General features: G+C 45.9%; 16 protein-coding genes and 1 pseudogene. 10 read left to right on the top strand and 7 right to left on the bottom strand.

Features of this window, described 5'->3' with window-relative positions:
- Positions 1 to 89 precede the first annotated feature (89 nt).
- The 3 genes and pseudogenes from L6475_RS05105 to aroB form a co-directional block, all read left to right on the top strand.
- Positions 90 to 545 (top strand): annotated as a pseudogene (locus L6475_RS05105) (hypothetical protein); the annotation flags it as partial.
- A gap of 59 nt (positions 546 to 604) precedes the next feature.
- Entirely contained in the window at positions 605 to 1,327 is a 723-nt protein-coding gene (locus L6475_RS05100) for a flavin reductase family protein (RefSeq protein WP_237823132.1), read from the top strand.
- Positions 1,328 to 1,369: 42 nt separating this feature from the next.
- Complete coding sequence (gene aroB, locus L6475_RS05095) at positions 1,370 to 2,425, top strand: 3-dehydroquinate synthase (protein ID WP_237823129.1); 1,056 nt, start codon at positions 1,370 to 1,372, stop codon at positions 2,423 to 2,425.
- Between the two features lie 57 nt (positions 2,426 to 2,482).
- Here the strand turns inward: aroB and L6475_RS05090 are convergent, their stop codons facing one another.
- Genes L6475_RS05090 through menB form a run of 3 tightly spaced genes read right to left on the bottom strand, consistent with a single transcriptional unit; the run spans position 2,483 to position 5,423 of the window.
- The gene (locus L6475_RS05090; protein WP_237823126.1) at positions 2,483 to 3,451 is read right to left on the bottom strand and encodes an AMP-binding protein; all 969 of its coding nucleotides are present in this window, start codon (positions 3,449 to 3,451) and stop codon (positions 2,483 to 2,485) included.
- A gap of 26 nt (positions 3,452 to 3,477) precedes the next feature.
- Entirely contained in the window at positions 3,478 to 4,545 is a 1,068-nt protein-coding gene (locus L6475_RS05085) for an o-succinylbenzoate synthase (RefSeq protein ID WP_237823123.1), read from the bottom strand.
- Positions 4,546 to 4,565: 20 nt separating this feature from the next.
- On the bottom strand, positions 4,566 to 5,423 hold the full coding sequence (menB, locus tag L6475_RS05080; RefSeq protein WP_237823119.1) for a 1,4-dihydroxy-2-naphthoyl-CoA synthase: 858 nt from the start codon (positions 5,421 to 5,423) through the stop codon (positions 4,566 to 4,568).
- A gap of 85 nt (positions 5,424 to 5,508) precedes the next feature.
- Between menB and L6475_RS05075 the strand changes: the two genes are divergently transcribed.
- The 7 genes from L6475_RS05075 to L6475_RS05045 are packed head-to-tail and all read left to right on the top strand — an operon-like array spanning position 5,509 to position 12,835.
- Positions 5,509 to 7,188, top strand: a complete 1,680-nt coding sequence (locus L6475_RS05075) for a nucleoside kinase (protein ID WP_237823116.1) — start codon at positions 5,509 to 5,511, stop codon at positions 7,186 to 7,188.
- A 26-nt stretch (positions 7,189 to 7,214) separates the two neighbouring features.
- Complete coding sequence (locus L6475_RS05070; protein ID WP_237823113.1) at positions 7,215 to 8,366, top strand: galactokinase family protein; 1,152 nt, start codon at positions 7,215 to 7,217, stop codon at positions 8,364 to 8,366.
- Positions 8,367 to 8,392: 26 nt separating this feature from the next.
- The gene (locus L6475_RS05065; protein ID WP_237823110.1) at positions 8,393 to 9,127 is read left to right on the top strand and encodes a nucleotidyltransferase family protein; all 735 of its coding nucleotides are present in this window, start codon (positions 8,393 to 8,395) and stop codon (positions 9,125 to 9,127) included.
- Between the two features lie 22 nt (positions 9,128 to 9,149).
- Entirely contained in the window at positions 9,150 to 10,211 is a 1,062-nt protein-coding gene (locus L6475_RS05060; protein WP_237823107.1) for an NAD-dependent epimerase/dehydratase family protein, read from the top strand.
- A 39-nt stretch (positions 10,212 to 10,250) separates the two neighbouring features.
- Positions 10,251 to 11,063: a polysaccharide biosynthesis/export family protein gene (locus tag L6475_RS05055; protein ID WP_237823104.1), complete on the top strand. Its 813-nt coding sequence runs from the start codon at positions 10,251 to 10,253 to the stop codon at positions 11,061 to 11,063.
- A gap of 36 nt (positions 11,064 to 11,099) precedes the next feature.
- The gene (locus L6475_RS05050) at positions 11,100 to 12,089 is read left to right on the top strand and encodes a hypothetical protein (protein ID WP_237823101.1); all 990 of its coding nucleotides are present in this window, start codon (positions 11,100 to 11,102) and stop codon (positions 12,087 to 12,089) included.
- A 5-nt stretch (positions 12,090 to 12,094) separates the two neighbouring features.
- Positions 12,095 to 12,835, top strand: coding sequence for a YjbH domain-containing protein (locus L6475_RS05045; RefSeq protein WP_237823098.1), 741 nt, complete (start codon positions 12,095 to 12,097; stop codon positions 12,833 to 12,835).
- A 23-nt stretch (positions 12,836 to 12,858) separates the two neighbouring features.
- Here the strand turns inward: L6475_RS05045 and menD are convergent, their stop codons facing one another.
- Genes menD through L6475_RS05025 form a run of 4 tightly spaced genes read right to left on the bottom strand, consistent with a single transcriptional unit; the run spans position 12,859 to position 16,876 of the window.
- Positions 12,859 to 14,427, bottom strand: a complete 1,569-nt coding sequence (gene menD / locus L6475_RS05040; RefSeq protein WP_237823096.1) for a 2-succinyl-5-enolpyruvyl-6-hydroxy-3-cyclohexene-1-carboxylate synthase — start codon at positions 14,425 to 14,427, stop codon at positions 12,859 to 12,861.
- A 29-nt stretch (positions 14,428 to 14,456) separates the two neighbouring features.
- A complete protein-coding gene (locus L6475_RS05035; RefSeq protein WP_237823093.1) occupies positions 14,457 to 15,491 on the bottom strand; it encodes an isochorismate synthase in 1,035 nt (344 codons plus the stop codon).
- Positions 15,488 to 15,898, bottom strand: a complete 411-nt coding sequence (locus L6475_RS05030) for a PaaI family thioesterase (RefSeq protein ID WP_237823090.1) — start codon at positions 15,896 to 15,898, stop codon at positions 15,488 to 15,490. The genes L6475_RS05035 and L6475_RS05030 overlap by 4 nt, the downstream gene beginning before the upstream one ends.
- Positions 15,899 to 16,876: an ROK family protein gene (locus tag L6475_RS05025; RefSeq protein WP_237823087.1), complete on the bottom strand. Its 978-nt coding sequence runs from the start codon at positions 16,874 to 16,876 to the stop codon at positions 15,899 to 15,901.
- Positions 16,877 to 16,884 lie beyond the last annotated feature (8 nt).

The following is a 16,884-nucleotide window of genomic DNA, read 5'->3' as shown; positions in this document are numbered from 1 at the left end:
TTTCGTTAAATCATTTTTTTGCACTACCTTTGCGCTGGAAAGAGTAAAAAAGAGAAAGCATTTCTGCAAAGACAATGAACGAAGACCCTATTCTCAACGCTCACAATAAGGACGAGTTTCCGCCGGCACACACGGCAGAACACTTGCTGAACCAGACCATGATAAGGATGTTCGGCTGTGGACGCAGCTATAATGCCCACGTGGAAAGGAAAAAGAGCAAGATGAGTTTTCACCTGGATCACAAGCCCGACCGAAAGGACGAGCGCGAGATAGAGCAGCGGATGAACGAGCTCATAGAAGAGGACTTGCCTGTTACATATGAATTTGCCACACGCGACAATCTGCCCGAGGGGGTGGAACTGTCACGACTGCCCGAGGATGCATCGGAGACCATCCGACTGGTGCGCATAGGCAACTACGACGTGTGTCCCTGTATAGGCAAACATGTGAGAAGTACAAGTCAGATAGGACGATTCGAACTTCTGGGCACTAACTGGGACGAACAGGAACGCTCGTTCCGCATCAGGTTTAAAGTGGTGCAATAGTATTGACTACAAAAACATTTAACACAAAACATATAACAATCACATAATCAAAGTTTTATATGAAAACAATTTCGAAAATTTCAGCAATAATGCTGACAGGTGCTCTCCTTTTTACTGCCTGCGGTAACAAGGAGCAGAAAGGCAACGAAGCCATGAACGAAAATGCTTCCAACGAGAAAATTAAAGTGGTAGAGGTGGAAGGCCGCAAGAACTTCAGCGACCAGGCCGTTATTACTCCACTGCCTGCCATCATGATAGCCACATGGGACAAGGACAACAACCCCGACGTGATGATGGCAGCCTGGGGCGGACAGTGCGGACCAAAGCACATCACTTTCCAGTTATCAGCCCACAAAACAACCGAGAATATCCGCCTGAAGAAAGCGTTTACCATCAGCTTTGCCACAAAAGACGACATAGCCCAGAGCGACTACTTCGGCATCGTGTCGGCCAATGAAGTGCCCGACAAGGTGGCCAAGGCTGGCTTCACCATTACCAAGAGTCCTAACGTGGATGCTCCTATCATCAATGAATACAAACTGACATTGGAGTGCAAATGTGTAACCTTTGACGAGGACGACCGCGGCGGTGCACGTGTAGTAGGCGAAATCGTAAACATGAGTGCCGACGAGAGTATTCTGGACGAGGACGGTAAGATCGATTTGGGCAAACTTCAGCCTGTCATCTTCGACTCTGCCAAGAGGGAGTATCGTGTGGTAGGCGAGAAGGTGGGCAACGCCTGGGGCGCCGGAAAGAGTATCATTAATAGCGAGGTGAAATAATCACTTCGCTATTCTTTTAAAAACAGACACAAATACTCAACAATGGAAAAGCAGAAAGTTGTCATATCTGAACACCTGGAAAGGGCGTTGAATGAAGCAATAGCTGAATGCAGAGCCGACCGCATCTTCGTTCTTTCAGACACCACAACGGCACGTTTGTGCTGGCCTATAGTAGAAGGATTCGACTGCTTGAAAGGAGCAGAACGAATAGTGATAGAGGCCGGCGACACCCACAAAACACTGGAGGCCGTTGGCCATGTGTGGAGCGAACTACAACAACAGGGTGCTACCCGCCACTCGTTGCTGGTGAACCTGGGTGGCGGTATGGTAACCGATCTGGGAGGTTTTGCGGCCTCCACCTTCAAGCGTGGCATCAGCCTCATCAACATTCCTACCACGCTACTTTCCATGGTCGATGCTTCTGTAGGAGGCAAAACGGGCTTTAACTTTGGAGGACTGAAAAACGAGATTGGTGTATTCCGCAATGCATCGTCGGTGATACTGGACACAGTATTCCTCAAGACAATGGACCAGGAAAACATCCTCTCTGGTTATGCCGAAATGCTCAAGCACGGCTGCATCAACCCCGAAGAGAAAATGTTGAACGGTTTGTTGGCATTTGATGTAGAGCAGCCCGACCTGACACAACTGAAGCATATGGTGGCAGAAAGTGTGGAGGTGAAACAACGCATCGTGCTGGAGGACCCAACCGAACAGGGCATTCGCAAGGCACTGAACCTGGGACACACCGTTGGTCATGCCTTCGAGTCACTGGCCATGAAGCGCCAGCCTGTTCTGCACGGTTATGCCGTGGCATGGGGATTGGTTTGCGAACTATACTTGAGTGTGCTGAAGACGGGATTTCCTACAGAAAAAATGTGCAAAGTGGTCAACTTCATTATAGAACACTACGGACGCATGCCCATCACCTGCAATGACTACCCCACTCTGCTCGAACTGATGACTCACGATAAGAAAAACATAGCCGGACGCATCAATTTCACGCTATTAGGCAATGTGGGTGATATACGTATCAACCAAACGGCCACAAAAGAGGAGATTGAAGAAGCTCTCGACTTTTACCGAGAAGGACAGTGAGAGAGGAGAGATGGAAGAGGGATGATGGAAGATGTGAGTTGGATGATGGGAGATGTCTCATCCATTAAGAAGGTCTTCCGCTATGTGCTCTGCTTCCTTGCGTGCCGGTTTGCCTGTAGCGGTTAAAGGAAGCTGACTGACATGAAGAACGAAACGGGGCTTCCAGTATTTGGGCAACACCTGCCGACACACTTCTTCCACATCGGCGATATCCACAGATTCGGTGAGCAGAACAACCTGTTCACCAAATTTTTTATCCGGACGCTTGGTGATCATGAACGGTTGGGACAGATGCCGGCGTAATAATCGCTCCACCTCCTCTATCTGAATCTTCAAACCTCCAGAACAAATGACATTATCCTTCCGTCCCAACACTTTGAACCGCCCATCGGCAAGCTCAACGATATCATTGGTGGCCAGAAGACCGTCGTGCACCAAGGGGGCATTGATTACAAGACAATTGTCGGCATTCACCTTCACTTCAACAGAGGGAAATGGAGAATACCAATCGGACGCATCAGGCCCGCTAAGTCGGCGAAGGGCAATATGGGAGAGAGTTTCCGTCATACCATATGTGCTCCAAACGGCATTAGGGAACGATTTCAGTTCAGTAGCCAGAGAATCGTCAATGGCCCCACCGCCAATAATCAGATGCCTAATCTGCAACAGCCGCTCACGACTGTCCTTATCCCGCAAAAGGTTCCAAACCTGCAAAGGCACCATGGCCGCAAAGTCAACAGCACCTTCCCAATAGGGATGCCCAGAGGGTTCTATATCAACCAAACGCAATCCACACGTAACACTGCGCACCACCATCATCTTACCCGCAATATAATCGAGGGGAAGACACAGCAAGGCAGTATCACCTGCATGCAGTCCAAGGAACTCACATGTGATACGAGCCGAGGCCTGCATGCGGTGTTTTTCTACCCACATAGGTTTCGGCTTGCCTGTGCTTCCACTGGTGTGAACCAAGACGGTAGGACTGTCATTTTGCCATTCGGCAAGGAATTCTTCAAGTTTCACGATTTACTTTGAACAAAATACTATAACTAACTAGTTATAAATAATTTATCACCGCGCACCTCCAACCCCATTTCCACATTATCAGTAAACAGCCGCCCTGTACCCAGGCCTTGCGGGAAAGTAATCTCATCGCCATACACATCGCTACAGAATTGGGCAATGGCATTGAGTCCTACATTGCTTTCAAGAGCCGAAGTTATCCATGAGCCGATACCTTCTTCGTGGGCAATACGAATCCATTCACGGCATCCCATCATACCTCCATGAAGTGAGGGCTTCAAAACAATATATGAAGGTTTGATGATATTCAACATCTGCCGTTTAGCATCAGGATCATTGACACCTATCAGCTCTTCATCGAGTGCAACAGGCAGTGGAGAATCCCGACAGAGTGCTGACATAAAAGCCCATTGTTTCTGTTTGATAGGCTGTTCGATAGAGTGAATGGCATACTGCGAGAGCAACTCCAGTTTATAAAGTGCCTCATCGGGGTTGAAACCGCCATTGGCATCAAGGCGCAATTCAACATCATGGAACGAGAAGCGCTGACGAATACGTTTCACCAAATCCAATTCCTGCAAAAAGTCAATGGCACCCACTTTCAGTTTCACACAGCGAAAGCCCTCTTCCAATTTATCTTCTATGCGCCCCAGCATCTCTTCATACGAGCCCATCCACACAAGACCGTTGATGGGAATGCCCACCTCGCCACGGGTAAAAGCAGTGTTAAAGAGCTGAGGACAACAACGAGTGGTAAGCGACTGGCTATTACCATCCCTCTCAAAATTCATCAATGCTGTTTCAAATCCGAAAAGCATCGAGGGATAGTTGCGCAGGGTCTCAAAAAAAGCTTGCAATGCATCACTGCCCTGCTCAATGGCAAAAACAAAGACCTTGCTCTTTGCTTTCAGCACTTCACCATAGTTGGGCATTGCATCACAACTAAGGTCGGGCAATGGAGCACACTCGCCCACGCCACAACGATTGCCGTCTCTTAATTCAACAAACCAGGAATGGCGTTCAGTATAGATGCCACGCGATGTTCCTGCTGGCTGTTTAAAGTGGAACACACGCTCGGTAACTGTTATCTTCATAGAATTGATTGTTAGGGGGGTTAAGGAATCTGGGGATACTGGTCAAAATCTGGCTTACGCTTCTCCAAGAAGGCTTTGCCACCTTCTTGAGCCTCATCGAGAAAATAGTAGAGCATCGTGGCATCACCTGCCAACTGCTGAATACCTGCCTGACCGTCAAGTTCGGCATTCAGTCCAGCTTTAATCATACGTAAGGCAATAGGCGAACGTTCCATCATGGTTTCGGCCCAACTCACGCACTCATCTTCCAACTGGTCGATGGGCACCACCTTGTTGACCATTCCCATCTGTTCAGCCTCCTTGGCCGAATACTGACGACACATGAACCAGATTTCACGGGCTTTCTTCTGACCGACGATACGTGCCAAATAGCTGCTGCCAAAGCCAGCGTCGAAGGATCCCACCTTGGGGCCTGTCTGCCCGAAAATGGCATTCTCGGAAGCTATAGTAAGGTCACACACCAAGTGGAGCACATGTCCTCCGCCAATGGCATAGCCGTTCACCATAGCAATAACGGGCTTGGGAAGTCGGCGAATCTGCATCTGCACATCCAGCACCGACAAACGGGGAACACCTTCATCATCGATATAGCCGCCACGCCCTTTTACATGCATGTCGCCACCACTACAGAAGGCATGTTTCACATCGGCAAGCGTCTTACCCTCAGGCACTTCACTCATAGCACCAGTAAGCAGTACGACACGAATCCGCTGCATTTCACGGACCATTGCAAACGCCTGACTCAACTCAAGTGTGGTCTTCGGCGTGAAGGCATTACGATAACGAGGACGATTGATAGTAATTTTAGCTATACCATTATACTCTTCGAAGAGAATTTCTTCAAACTGTCTGATTTCTTTCCAATTTCTTGCACTCATATGAAGCGATGTCTATATTTTTTTGCAAAGATACGAATAATTTGAGAAATATTTATTAATTTTGCGGCAAAATATCTATATTCTCATGCTCCAAATACGCTGCAAGAACAACAATGTAACCAAGAGCTTCCCAGAAGGAACATCGCTGCTCGATGTTTATCAGGAATTTGCTGACGACATCAAGCTGCCCTATCCTGTGGTATCTGCAAAGGTGAACAATGCCTCGCAAGGATTGAAATTTCGACTCTACCAGAACCGCGATGTTGAGTTTCTCGATGCCCGTGCCGGCAGCGGCTACAGAGTATATGTGCGATCTCTGTGTTTTGTTCTTTTTAAAGCAACTCAGGATGTTTTTCCCGGCTCAAAGCTGTTTATAGAGCACTCGCTCTCACGAGGGTATTACTGCAACTTCAAGAAGAAGAACGGCGAAGGACTGGCCGATGGCGACGTAGAACGATTCAGTCAGCGAATGCAGGAGATTATAGACAGTGACATGCCATTCCGCAGAACAGAAGCCACAAACGAGGAAGCGGTACGTATTTTTGCAGACAGAGGAATGACCGACAAGACAAAACTTCTGGAAACAAGCGGACATGTGTACACAGACTATTACACTCTGGGTGATACGGTTGACTACTACTATGGACCACTGGTTCCCTCAGCTGGCTATCTGAAAGTATGGGCACTGGAACCCTATCAGGAAGGTATGCTGCTAAGAGTGCCCGATTGGAACAATCCTTCACAACTAGCGGAAAAGGTCGATATGCCCAAGACTTTTAGCATGTTTGCTGAAAAAACTCGTTGGGACATCATCATGCGACTGTCGAATGCTGGTGATGTGAACAAGGCCATCATGCGTGGTCATGCATCAGAACTAATCCAAGTGAGCGAGGCTCTTCAAGAAAAGAGAATTGTACAGATAGCCGAAGAGATAGACCAAAGGTTTCATGCGCCCAAGAACCCCATCCGACTGGTACTCATCACGGGGCCAAGCAGTTCGGGAAAAACAACGTTCTGCAAGCGATTGTCCATTCAGTTGCTCGCTTGTGGACTCAGACCCTTGTCGTTCTCGACCGACGATTATTTCGTGAACCGTGTGGACACGCCTAAACTGCCTAATGGCGATTATGACTTCGACAACATCGAAACTGTAGATTACAAGCTGTTGGAAGATCATCTAAGCCGTCTGATGAAAGGTGAACGCGTAGAAGTTCCAGAATACAATTTTGCTACCGGCAAACGCGAGTGGAACGGGAAGAAGCTAAAACTGGCTGGCGATACGGTGCTCATCATTGAAGGCATTCACGCCCTGAACCCACTGCTCACAAAGAATATCGACGACAATCTGAAATACAAAATATACATCTCGGCCCTGACCAGTATTTCGCTTGACGACCACAACTGGATTCCAGTGCGCGACAACCGACTGCTTCGTCGCATCATTCGCGACTACAACAAAGGGGCCTTTACTGCCAGGCAGACCATCGCCCAATGGAAAAATGTGTGCGATGCCGAGGATAAATGGATATTCCCGTTCCAGGAATCTGCTGATGCGATGTTCGACTCGGCCCTCAACATCGAGTTTGCCGTATTGCGCACTCATGCCGAAATCATCCTGGCATCTGTACCAAAGAATTGTCCTGAATATTCTGAAGCCCACCGACTGATGAAGTTCATACATTTCTTCCTGCCCGTGAGCGATAAAGAGATACCCCCCACAAGCATCATGCGCGAATTCGTGGGTGGCTCAAGTTTCAAATATTAATCTGATAAAAACTACAGACCTATAAAATGAACTACCAATATCACATTTTCTCGCCATACCGAGTTTGCCCGCTTGGCGCACATGTGGACCATCAACATGGATTGGTCACAGGTTTTGCCATTGACAAAGGTGTTGATCTATGGTTCAACATCAGGGAAGACGGCGAAGTAAAGCTCTCCTCCATGACTTTCGAAGGAGAAGTTAATTTCCATGTAGCCACACCTTCACTGGTAAAACAACATAACTGGGGCGACTATGCCCGAGGGGCGAAATATGCCCTACGTAAGCGCTTTGAACTATCTCGAGGTATTGAGGGAGTCATCAAAGGGTCGTTGCCCGTTGGCGGACTGTCATCTAGTGCTGCAGTACTCATCGCCTACGTGATGGCCTTTGCCAAAGCCAACGAGATTACCCTTCAGCCCTTTGAAATAGTGAAGATTGCCTCTGAGGCTGAACGAGAATATATTGGATTGAACAACGGACTGCTAGATCAGGCCTGCATAGCTTTAGGCAAGAAGGATGGACTACTGTTCCTTGATTGTGACTCAAACGAGTGGCGCATTATTAAACGCAACCCCGAGATGCCCGAATTTGAGATTGGCATATTCTTCTCAGGACTGACCCGCTCGTTGGTGAATAGCGACTATAACCTTCGTGTGTTCGAATGCAAGACTGCTGCATGGAATATGCTGGCCTATACCGACCAGCCACTAAAGACATTTGACAAGACGTTCCTACGCGATATTCCTAAGGCCACTTTCGACAAGACACGTATTGCCATGCCTGCACGCTTTGCCCGCAGAGCAGAACATTTCTACTCAGAGTACAGGAGAGTTAGACAAGGAGTAACAGCTTGGGAATCAGGAAATTTAAAACTTTTCGGAAAGCTTTCGTTTGACTCATGCGAGAGTTCTATTCATAACTACGAGTGTGGTTCTCCTGAACTCATTGCCATCTATGAAATCATGCGTTCACTGCCTGGTGTATATGGTGGACGATTCTCAGGAGCCGGTTTCAAAGGTGCCTGCATCGCTCTGGTTAATCCTTCTAACAAGGAAGCCATAGAAAAGAAACTCACTGAGGAATATCTGTCCCAATTCCCTGAATACGAAAAGACCTTCAAAGTGTTCTGGGTGAAGCCCGACGATGGAGCAAGATTCATTGAGAGTGAAAAGTAAAAAGAAATAATAATTGCTATCGCATTATGAAAAATATCGTAATTGCTGCAGGATATGCCACAAGGTTGGGAGAACTGACAAAGAACTTTCCCAAACCATTGTTAAAGATTGGCGAGAATACAATCTTAGGCAGAATGCTTGACGACATCGACAAAATTCCTGAGGTAGATGAACATATCATCATTACCAACCATAAGTTTGCTGACATCTTTGAGAAATGGGCAGAAGAGCAATTCTACGAAAAGCCCATCACCATCGTGGATGACGGTACAGAGACCAACGAAACGCGCTTGGGTGCCGTTTGCGACCTGCTGTATGCTATGGAGCAACTGCAGATAGACGATGACCTCCTGGTAGTAGCTGCCGATAATTTGTTGTTTTTCTCGTTCAAAGAGTTCGTGGACTTTGCCAACGAGAAAAACTCTTCGTGCATCATGTGTCACAAGCAGCCAAGCATCGAGAAATTGCAACGAACGGGGGTGGTTGAATTAGACGAGAATCATCGTGTGACAGGGATGGAGGAAAAGCCGCTACAGCCAAAGAGTCATTGGGCTGTTCCACCATTTTATATTTATAAGAAAAAAGACCTCGATTTGGTGCGTCACTCGGTAGAAAACGGTTGTGGAAAGGACGCTCCTGGCAATCTGGCACACTATATGGTTGAGCATACCACCATGCATGCATGGCCCATGTCAGCCGGACGATTCGATATAGGCAGTCTTGACACCTACCATGAAGCTATAGAGAAATATGGAAAATAAGTAAAATGAAATAACGATAAAAATGCAGAAAATAGACTTAAACGACAAGACCATCCTGGTTACAGGATCAGCCGGATTCATTGGCAGTAATCTGGTGAAACGACTGTTTCGCAATGTAAAAGGAGCTACAATCATTGGCATCGACAATATGAACGACTATTACGATGTGTCGTTGAAGGAATTTCGCCTGAAAGAGATCGAGAGTCTTCTACCAGAAGGAATAACCTATCATTTCGTTAAAGGCGACATTGCCGACCGTTCGTGTATCGACAAATTGTTTGCTGAGTATAAGCCCGCCGTTGTAGTGAACCTCGCCGCTCAGGCAGGCGTACGCTACTCTATCACTAATCCCGATGCCTACATTCAGTCAAACCTCATTGGCTTCTACAATATTTTGGAGGCTTGTCGCCATTATCCTGTTGAACATTTGGTCTATGCTTCTTCATCGTCGGTATATGGTTCTAACAAGAAGGTGCCCTACTCTACCGACGACAAGGTGGACAATCCGGTATCGCTCTACGCTGCCACAAAGAAGAGCAACGAACTGTTGGCGCATGCCTATTCGAAACTCTACAACATTCCTTCAACAGGTCTGAGATTCTTCACAGTATATGGTCCTGCTGGTCGTCCAGATATGGCTTATTTCGGCTTTACAAACAAGTTGCGCAAGGGAGAGACTATTCAGATTTTCAATTACGGCAACTGCAAACGCGACTTCACTTTTGTGGATGATATCGTGGAGGGTGTGGTGCGTATTATGCAGGGCGCTCCTGAAAAGAAGAACGGTGAAGACGGACTTCCCTTACCTCCTTACGCAGTCTATAACATCGGCAACAACAGTCCTGAGAATCTGCTCGACTTTGTAGATATACTGCAGCAGGAACTTATTCGTGCCAAAGTGCTGCCCGAAGACTACGACTTTGAAGCCCACAAACAGCTGGTACCCATGCAACCCGGTGATGTTCCTGTGACCTTTGCCGACACCACAGCACTGGAACGTGACTATGGTTTCAAGCCATCAACATCTCTTCGTGAAGGTTTGCGTGCCTTTGCAGAATGGTATGCCAAGTTCTATACACTATAATAACATCAGATGTCATTGCAACAAAAAAAATTGTTTTCGATGAAAAATATTCTATTTGCGCTAATCAGCCTGATATTCCTGGGATGCTCTAACTATAAGGACATTCCCTATTTCCAGAATGCCAAAGACTTTAAAGACAATGGAGAATCGGGAATGTACGATATCCATATAAAGCCTAAGGATCAACTGTCTATCCTTGTATTCTCTGGAATGAACAAAGACGCAGTAGCGATATTCAACTTGCGCACTCAACAAGTGAGAGACGAAACTGCTACAACAGGTAATACTGCTACAGCCAACCGAATCGCTGGTCACCAAAGTATTCATAAATATCTGGTTGACAACGATGGCAATATTGAATTTCCACTGATAGGAAAAATACATATTGAAGGTCTCACTATCGAGCAGGCCAATCAGTGTATCAAAGAGAAAATAGCTCCCTATGTCAAAGAAGACGTTGACTATCAGGTGAACACTTATTTACACAATTATGACGTAAGTGTGATGGGTGAGGTTAAGAAACCGAGCACTTTCAACACGGGACGCAACAAGATGACTATACTTGAGGCTCTCGCACAGGCAGGCGACATGACCGTCTATGGCCGTCGTGACAAAGTGAAGGTGCTGCGTGAACTTACTGATGGAACTTTTGAAGTGCACGAACTCGATATGCGCGATGCTAACATTCTAAACTCGCCATATTACTATCTGCAACAGCGAGATATCGTTTATGTGGAACCCAATGAGGCAATGATAGAGAATTCTAAGGTTGGAACTACCACACGCCTATGGGTACGCGGTGTTTCTATCACTATATCGTTAGGTTCTCTGCTCTATCGTGTCCTGCAATAAACGTACAGACATTTAAACGACAAGTAGTATTTAGTTATGACAGACAGGCTTTCTTATGTAACAATCAGGGAACATCTACTGATTATGTTACTGTTCTGTAGTGGCATACTGACAGTTTCAGCCCAAGTGCAAACGTCAGAATGCTTACAGAAACAGGCCTCCGAAATCTGGCCGGCAAAAGTGCAGCCAAAGATTTCAGACACTCCAGTTGACATTTTCTGCGGAATGGATCTTCACTATGCCGATGTAAACTTCCTACGCCTCTACAACACGCTTGTCTATCTAACGCCTGGCATCAAGTGGAACATGGGAAAGGACTGGCAACTGGCTGCTCAAGCATGGTTACCAATTGACAACAATGGCTATGATAAGCGCTACAACATGATACGTTTGTCAACGCTTGCACTATCGAAAGAGCTCCACTTTCCTTCTGCCCGTCAACATTTGAAACTATCGGCAGGACTCTTTGGTAAAGAGCGTTGGGGAGCAGACATTAAATGGATGATGCCTGTGAACAGTTGGCTGATGCTACAGGCACAGGCCGGACTGACCCAGCGTTGGGCCTTAGGTTTTGATTGGGACGGAACCTACGAGTCGGAGTTTAAAGAAGAGCAGAATAATATGCCAAAGGAATGGGTGCCTACGGGTGTATTAGGTGCTAGAGTATATTTAAGGCCCTGGGACACGGAATTTGTGCTCACTGGTGGCAGATACCTTAGAAAAGACGTTGGAGTTCAAATGGAAGTAATGCGTCATTTCAAGTATTGCACTGTTTCCCTCTATGCCCAAAAGCATGAGAAGAATGACTTTGTGAAATGGAACGATAAAGAAAGTGGAGGTTTCAAGATTATCGTGATGCTCGACAGAAAAGGTTGGAACACAAAGACCAAAGACAAGATGGTGACCTTCAGGCCTGCTTCCAACTTCCGTCTTACCTACATTGCTCAGAGTGATGCCAACGCTATGCGTATGTACACCACCGATCCTGAGGAGAATGAGAGAGTACTGCCAATGAGAATATACTGATGACTATGAAGAGATTATTAATCCTATTATATATATGCTCGATGCTGATGGGTGCAAACGCACAACAGTACATAGGTTCACAGGGCCTTATTCATGTCCCGACTGCTGAGATGGATACCGCTGGTGTAGCACGCATAGGTGCCCACTTCATTCCTAAAGTGATGATGCCAGACAAAATGAAAATCGATGGTGAGAAGTTTGACTCATGGACAAATTACCTAAGTATCACACCTTTCCGATGGATTAATATTGGCTATGGTTATACCCTTTGGAAATTTCACAAAAACAAGGATCCCAAACGTGAGGTTGGTTTCTATGCAAAAGACCGATACTTTTCACTACGCTTACAACCCATACAAGAAGGTAAATACTGGCCTGCAGTTGCTGTTGGAAGCAACGACATATGGGGTTCTGGAGAAGAAGGAGAGTCCAAGAGCAACTTCTATCGAAACTATTATGCAGCCCTGTCTAAACATTTCGACTTATGGGGAATAGTACGTTTGGGCACTCACCTCACCTATAGAGAGTGGAAACTCAACATCAACAACAAATGGAATGGTTTAGTGGGTGGTCTCACACTAAGTCCTACGCTTTTGCCAGAGTTGCGTCTCATCGGTGAATATGATGGAAAAGATGTTAATATTGGAGCAGACTGTACCATCTACCACTACTTCCAAGTGCAGGCATCAATGCAGCAAGGGAAATACTTCTGTGGCGGACTTTGTCTGCTTATTCCCCTCCTTTAGACTCTTGAATCCGTCTATTCCTTTTATTTAACGATATAGGAATAATAATCGCGATATACCCGTTCATCCTCAGAAGCATCGGTGAACACTTCAAGGAGCATGGGTTGCAAGGCATCGGCAGCAAGCAAGCGGTCGATGCCTTGTTGCATTTCGCTCATACCCTTTGCTGACAAGTACTCAACATGGTTCTGCCGACAAATGCCTTCAGCTGTGGTTTCATGGGCTGCAGCCACATAACCATCACGTGCAGGACTCTGTTCCAAGCCTTTAAGCATATTAAAAATTCCACCCTTTCCGTTATTCAACAACAGAATGCGCAATCGACTATTCTTCAAGTTCTGATTCCAAAGAGCATTCTGATCATAGAAGAAACTCAAGTCACCAATCACACAAAACACCGGTTCATCGGTAACTAATGAAAAGCCAGCAGCTGTTGACAGTGACCCTTCAATGCCATTTACGCCACGATTACAATAAATGAGATGACGGGCAAAGATATTAGCCAACCGGATGGCAGTACTGTTGGCATAATGAATGATAGGTGCTATGCGATGAGTCACAGGTGATGAAGTCTGAAGCACTTGCTGCTCAAAATAATTCACTACAGCCATCTGGGAATAGTCTGGATGATAGTTTTCAGCTTTTTCTCGAATATCCTCCAGAAGTTCATCCCATAGCTGCACAAAAGGATGTGGCTGTTGCTCAAGCATGAACTGGATATAATCAGCCACAACTTCCCCATCGCCTTGAATCACATTGGTTAGATTCATGAAAGTATCCGTTACCTCCCCCGTAGTATTAACTACCCATGTTTCTTTTGCCCTTCGCAGGAAATGCTTCAAGCGTTTACTCACAATAGAACCACCTATATAAAGTACAAAATCTGGCACATAGCGCTCATCGTCCTGAACACGCATCACTGCCTCATCATAGTTAGCATTTAATGGCTGACCACTAATCAGCATGGGGCGTTTCGCCTGCAAAAACATGTGCGACACATGCGACAGCATAGTTGATGACATCTCGGCGGGGTGCCACTCTATTAATCGCTCATTAGGAAGCTGACTAACGTTAAAGCCAAAAAGGGGCTCCGTAATAGGTACATTAATATGAACAGGCCCATGTTTTTTTAACAGCGCCTCATTTACCAACCTGTTACAATACCAGCGTTCTTCATCGTTATGAGGTTCAGGAAGACAGACTGCTTTTTCCACGAAATTCCCTAAAGCATTTGGCTGAGGTAAAGTTTGGCCGTCAAGTTGATCTATCCACTGCTGAGGACGATCAGCACTTATCACCACCAGAGGTTTATGCTGATAGTAGGCCTCAGCCACAGCAGGAACAAGATTGAGCAAAGCCGTTCCACTGGTAACACATACGACCACTGGTTTCTTTAATGCCTGTGTAAGACCTAACGCATAAAAGCCTGCCGAGCGTTCATCTGTCACTGGATAACATTTTATATCAGGGCATTCACATAAGTTATGAACAATGGGAGCATTTCTGCTTCCAGGACAAACAACAGCATGACGAATACCATGTTTCACGAGTAGTGAAGTGAGTATATTGACGTTTTCTTTTTCTGAATACACAAGCAAAATTCTGAATTATGAATTGTAAATTATGAATTAAGAAGGTTTCTCATAGTTTGCATCTTAGCCTCTGTCTCTGACCATTCAGAATTCAGTTGGCTGTCTTTCAGCAATCCACCACCTGCATAGAGACGACAACAGTTTTGTTGTACCTGCATACAACGCAAAGAGACATAGAGATGAGTATCGCCCTTTAAGGACAATGGACCCATAAAACCACTATAATATTTCCTTGGTGTATGCTCATTGTTCAAAATAAACTGGAAAGTAGACAGTTTGGGCAATCCACATACTGCAGGTGTGGGATGGAGTGCATCCAGCAGGTCGCCAACCCGGTCGTTAGTATCCAGTGAGAAAGTGAAATCACTTCGAAGGTGAACAAGATTGGCAGCACGTACTGTACGCGGTCCTTCTTCACTGAAATCCAACGAGAATTTTTCCAGACATTCGGCTATATAGGTTGCCACATATCGCTGTTCCTGAATATTCTTCGTTGACCATCTCACATATTCTCCCTCACTTTGTAGTTCATCTCCCTGTAGCTGCATGGTACCAGCCAATGCAATGGTACGCCACTGCTTTCCTATTCCTTCAAGAAGAATCTCTGGTGTTGCCATCAGCCAACAAGTGCCATCAGGCAATGATACCAAGGAGATGAAAAGACGTGGATATAATTGACATGCCAACAAGAACAACTGTTGCGCATCAACTTCTCCTGACATCTGGAATGATGCACAACGCGAAAGGACTATTTTTCTAAAAATGTCTGATTCCAACTGACCATGGAATTTGGCAAAGTCAACAGCATATTCGCTCCTGTGCAACTCTTCTCGGATGATATCAGGTGCAACATAGGAAGAAGATTCAACATTCAGCACTTCAATCTTGTTAGGAAAAATCAACAAAATGGGCTGATACTCGCTTACACTGAACGGAGCCACTACAAAGCCACTCTTACCGTTCAATTCCTTGCATGAATGTAATTCCAAAGGTAACCCCTCGGTCTGTTCTACGCGAGTATATACCTTAGAAAAGGGAAGTCTATATTGGGCAAAGACTTTCATTTTTTCCTTATGATATAATTTGTTACCCTCACGCTTGATATCAGTTCATTAGCAGTATCCTTGATATCAACCTGCCATACATGAAGAGTTTTTCCACTATGCAACAATTTTGCGTAGGCTGTTACAATATCACCTTCAGCTACCGCTTTGACATGACTGCCACTAACCTCGATACCTACACAGGCACATCCAGGACAAAGCGATGACGAAGCGACACCTGCCACATTCTCGGCCAAAGCCAACGAAGCGCCACCACTCAAGAAACCAAATGGTTGGCGATTACGCTCATCAACCCTCATACGGGCCATACACGTATCGTCCTCGGGTGTGGAGAAAAACTCCATCCCGAGGGCGGTACTCAAATTTGGTTTGGCTTTAATTATCTGATTAATTCTGTCTATGTTCATCTATTTAAACAATGAATATTCCTTTATGCCCCAGGCAAGTGCACTTGCTCCAAGCACATCACGCTCACGATCGTCAATCATAGAGCGTAGGAACTTTACACGCCCTCTGATATTACGGAACACATGACATTCAAATGCCTCATGAGCAGGTTTGAACAACCAGTCGCCAGCATTGGCTATGCCACCAGTAAAGATGATTGCCTCGGGATCAAAGAGCGTTGCAAAACCAGCCATTGCCCCACCCAGACGCTCACCTACCAAACGATAAACTTCAATAGCCAATTCATCACCGGCAGCACAACAATCTGAGATAGTACGTGGAGTAATATCATCCAACTGCCTCATCAAAGAAGGTTTATCAGTGCTTGCTAATAAATCGTTGGCTGTACGCACAATTCCATTATGAGCACAATAAGCTTCTAGGCAACCTTTACGGCCACAACCACACGACCATCCATCATGTTCAATACAAATATGGCCTATCTCACCAGCAAACCCATCAGCTCCCAGATGAGCTTTTCCATCTGAGAAAACGCAACTGCCAATTCCATGTCCCAAAGTGATTATGATAAAATTACTCATTCCATGAGCACTGCCATAGGAGTACTCACCCAATGCAGTCACATGAGCATCATTGGCCAAGGCCACGGCGATTCCCATTTGGTCTCGAAGCATTGCTGCCAATGGAATAACTCCTTTCCAAGGCAGGTTAGCTGCATTTTCAATACATCCCGTCAGGAAATTGGCACTTGGCGCACTCATACCTATAGAGCGTATCTTATCATATCCGCCGTTAGCTTCAGTGAGCATTATAATTTTCTCGCTCAATACTGAAACGAATTCATTAACGTTGGGATAATCGCTGGTAGGAAAATGATCTTTAGCAATAATATTACCACGAATGTCCACAATAGCCATTGTGGTACGTTTTACGCTGATATCAACACCTACTACGCGACTTTTTACATTCTCTTCCATGGTTACAT

Origin of the sequence: Prevotella sp. E9-3 (assembly GCF_022024015.1) — a bacterium.
Classification (GTDB): Bacteria; Bacteroidota; Bacteroidia; order Bacteroidales; family Bacteroidaceae; genus Prevotella.
Note: the sequence above shows the minus strand (reverse complement) of the source record. Positions and strands in the feature narration are given on the sequence as shown.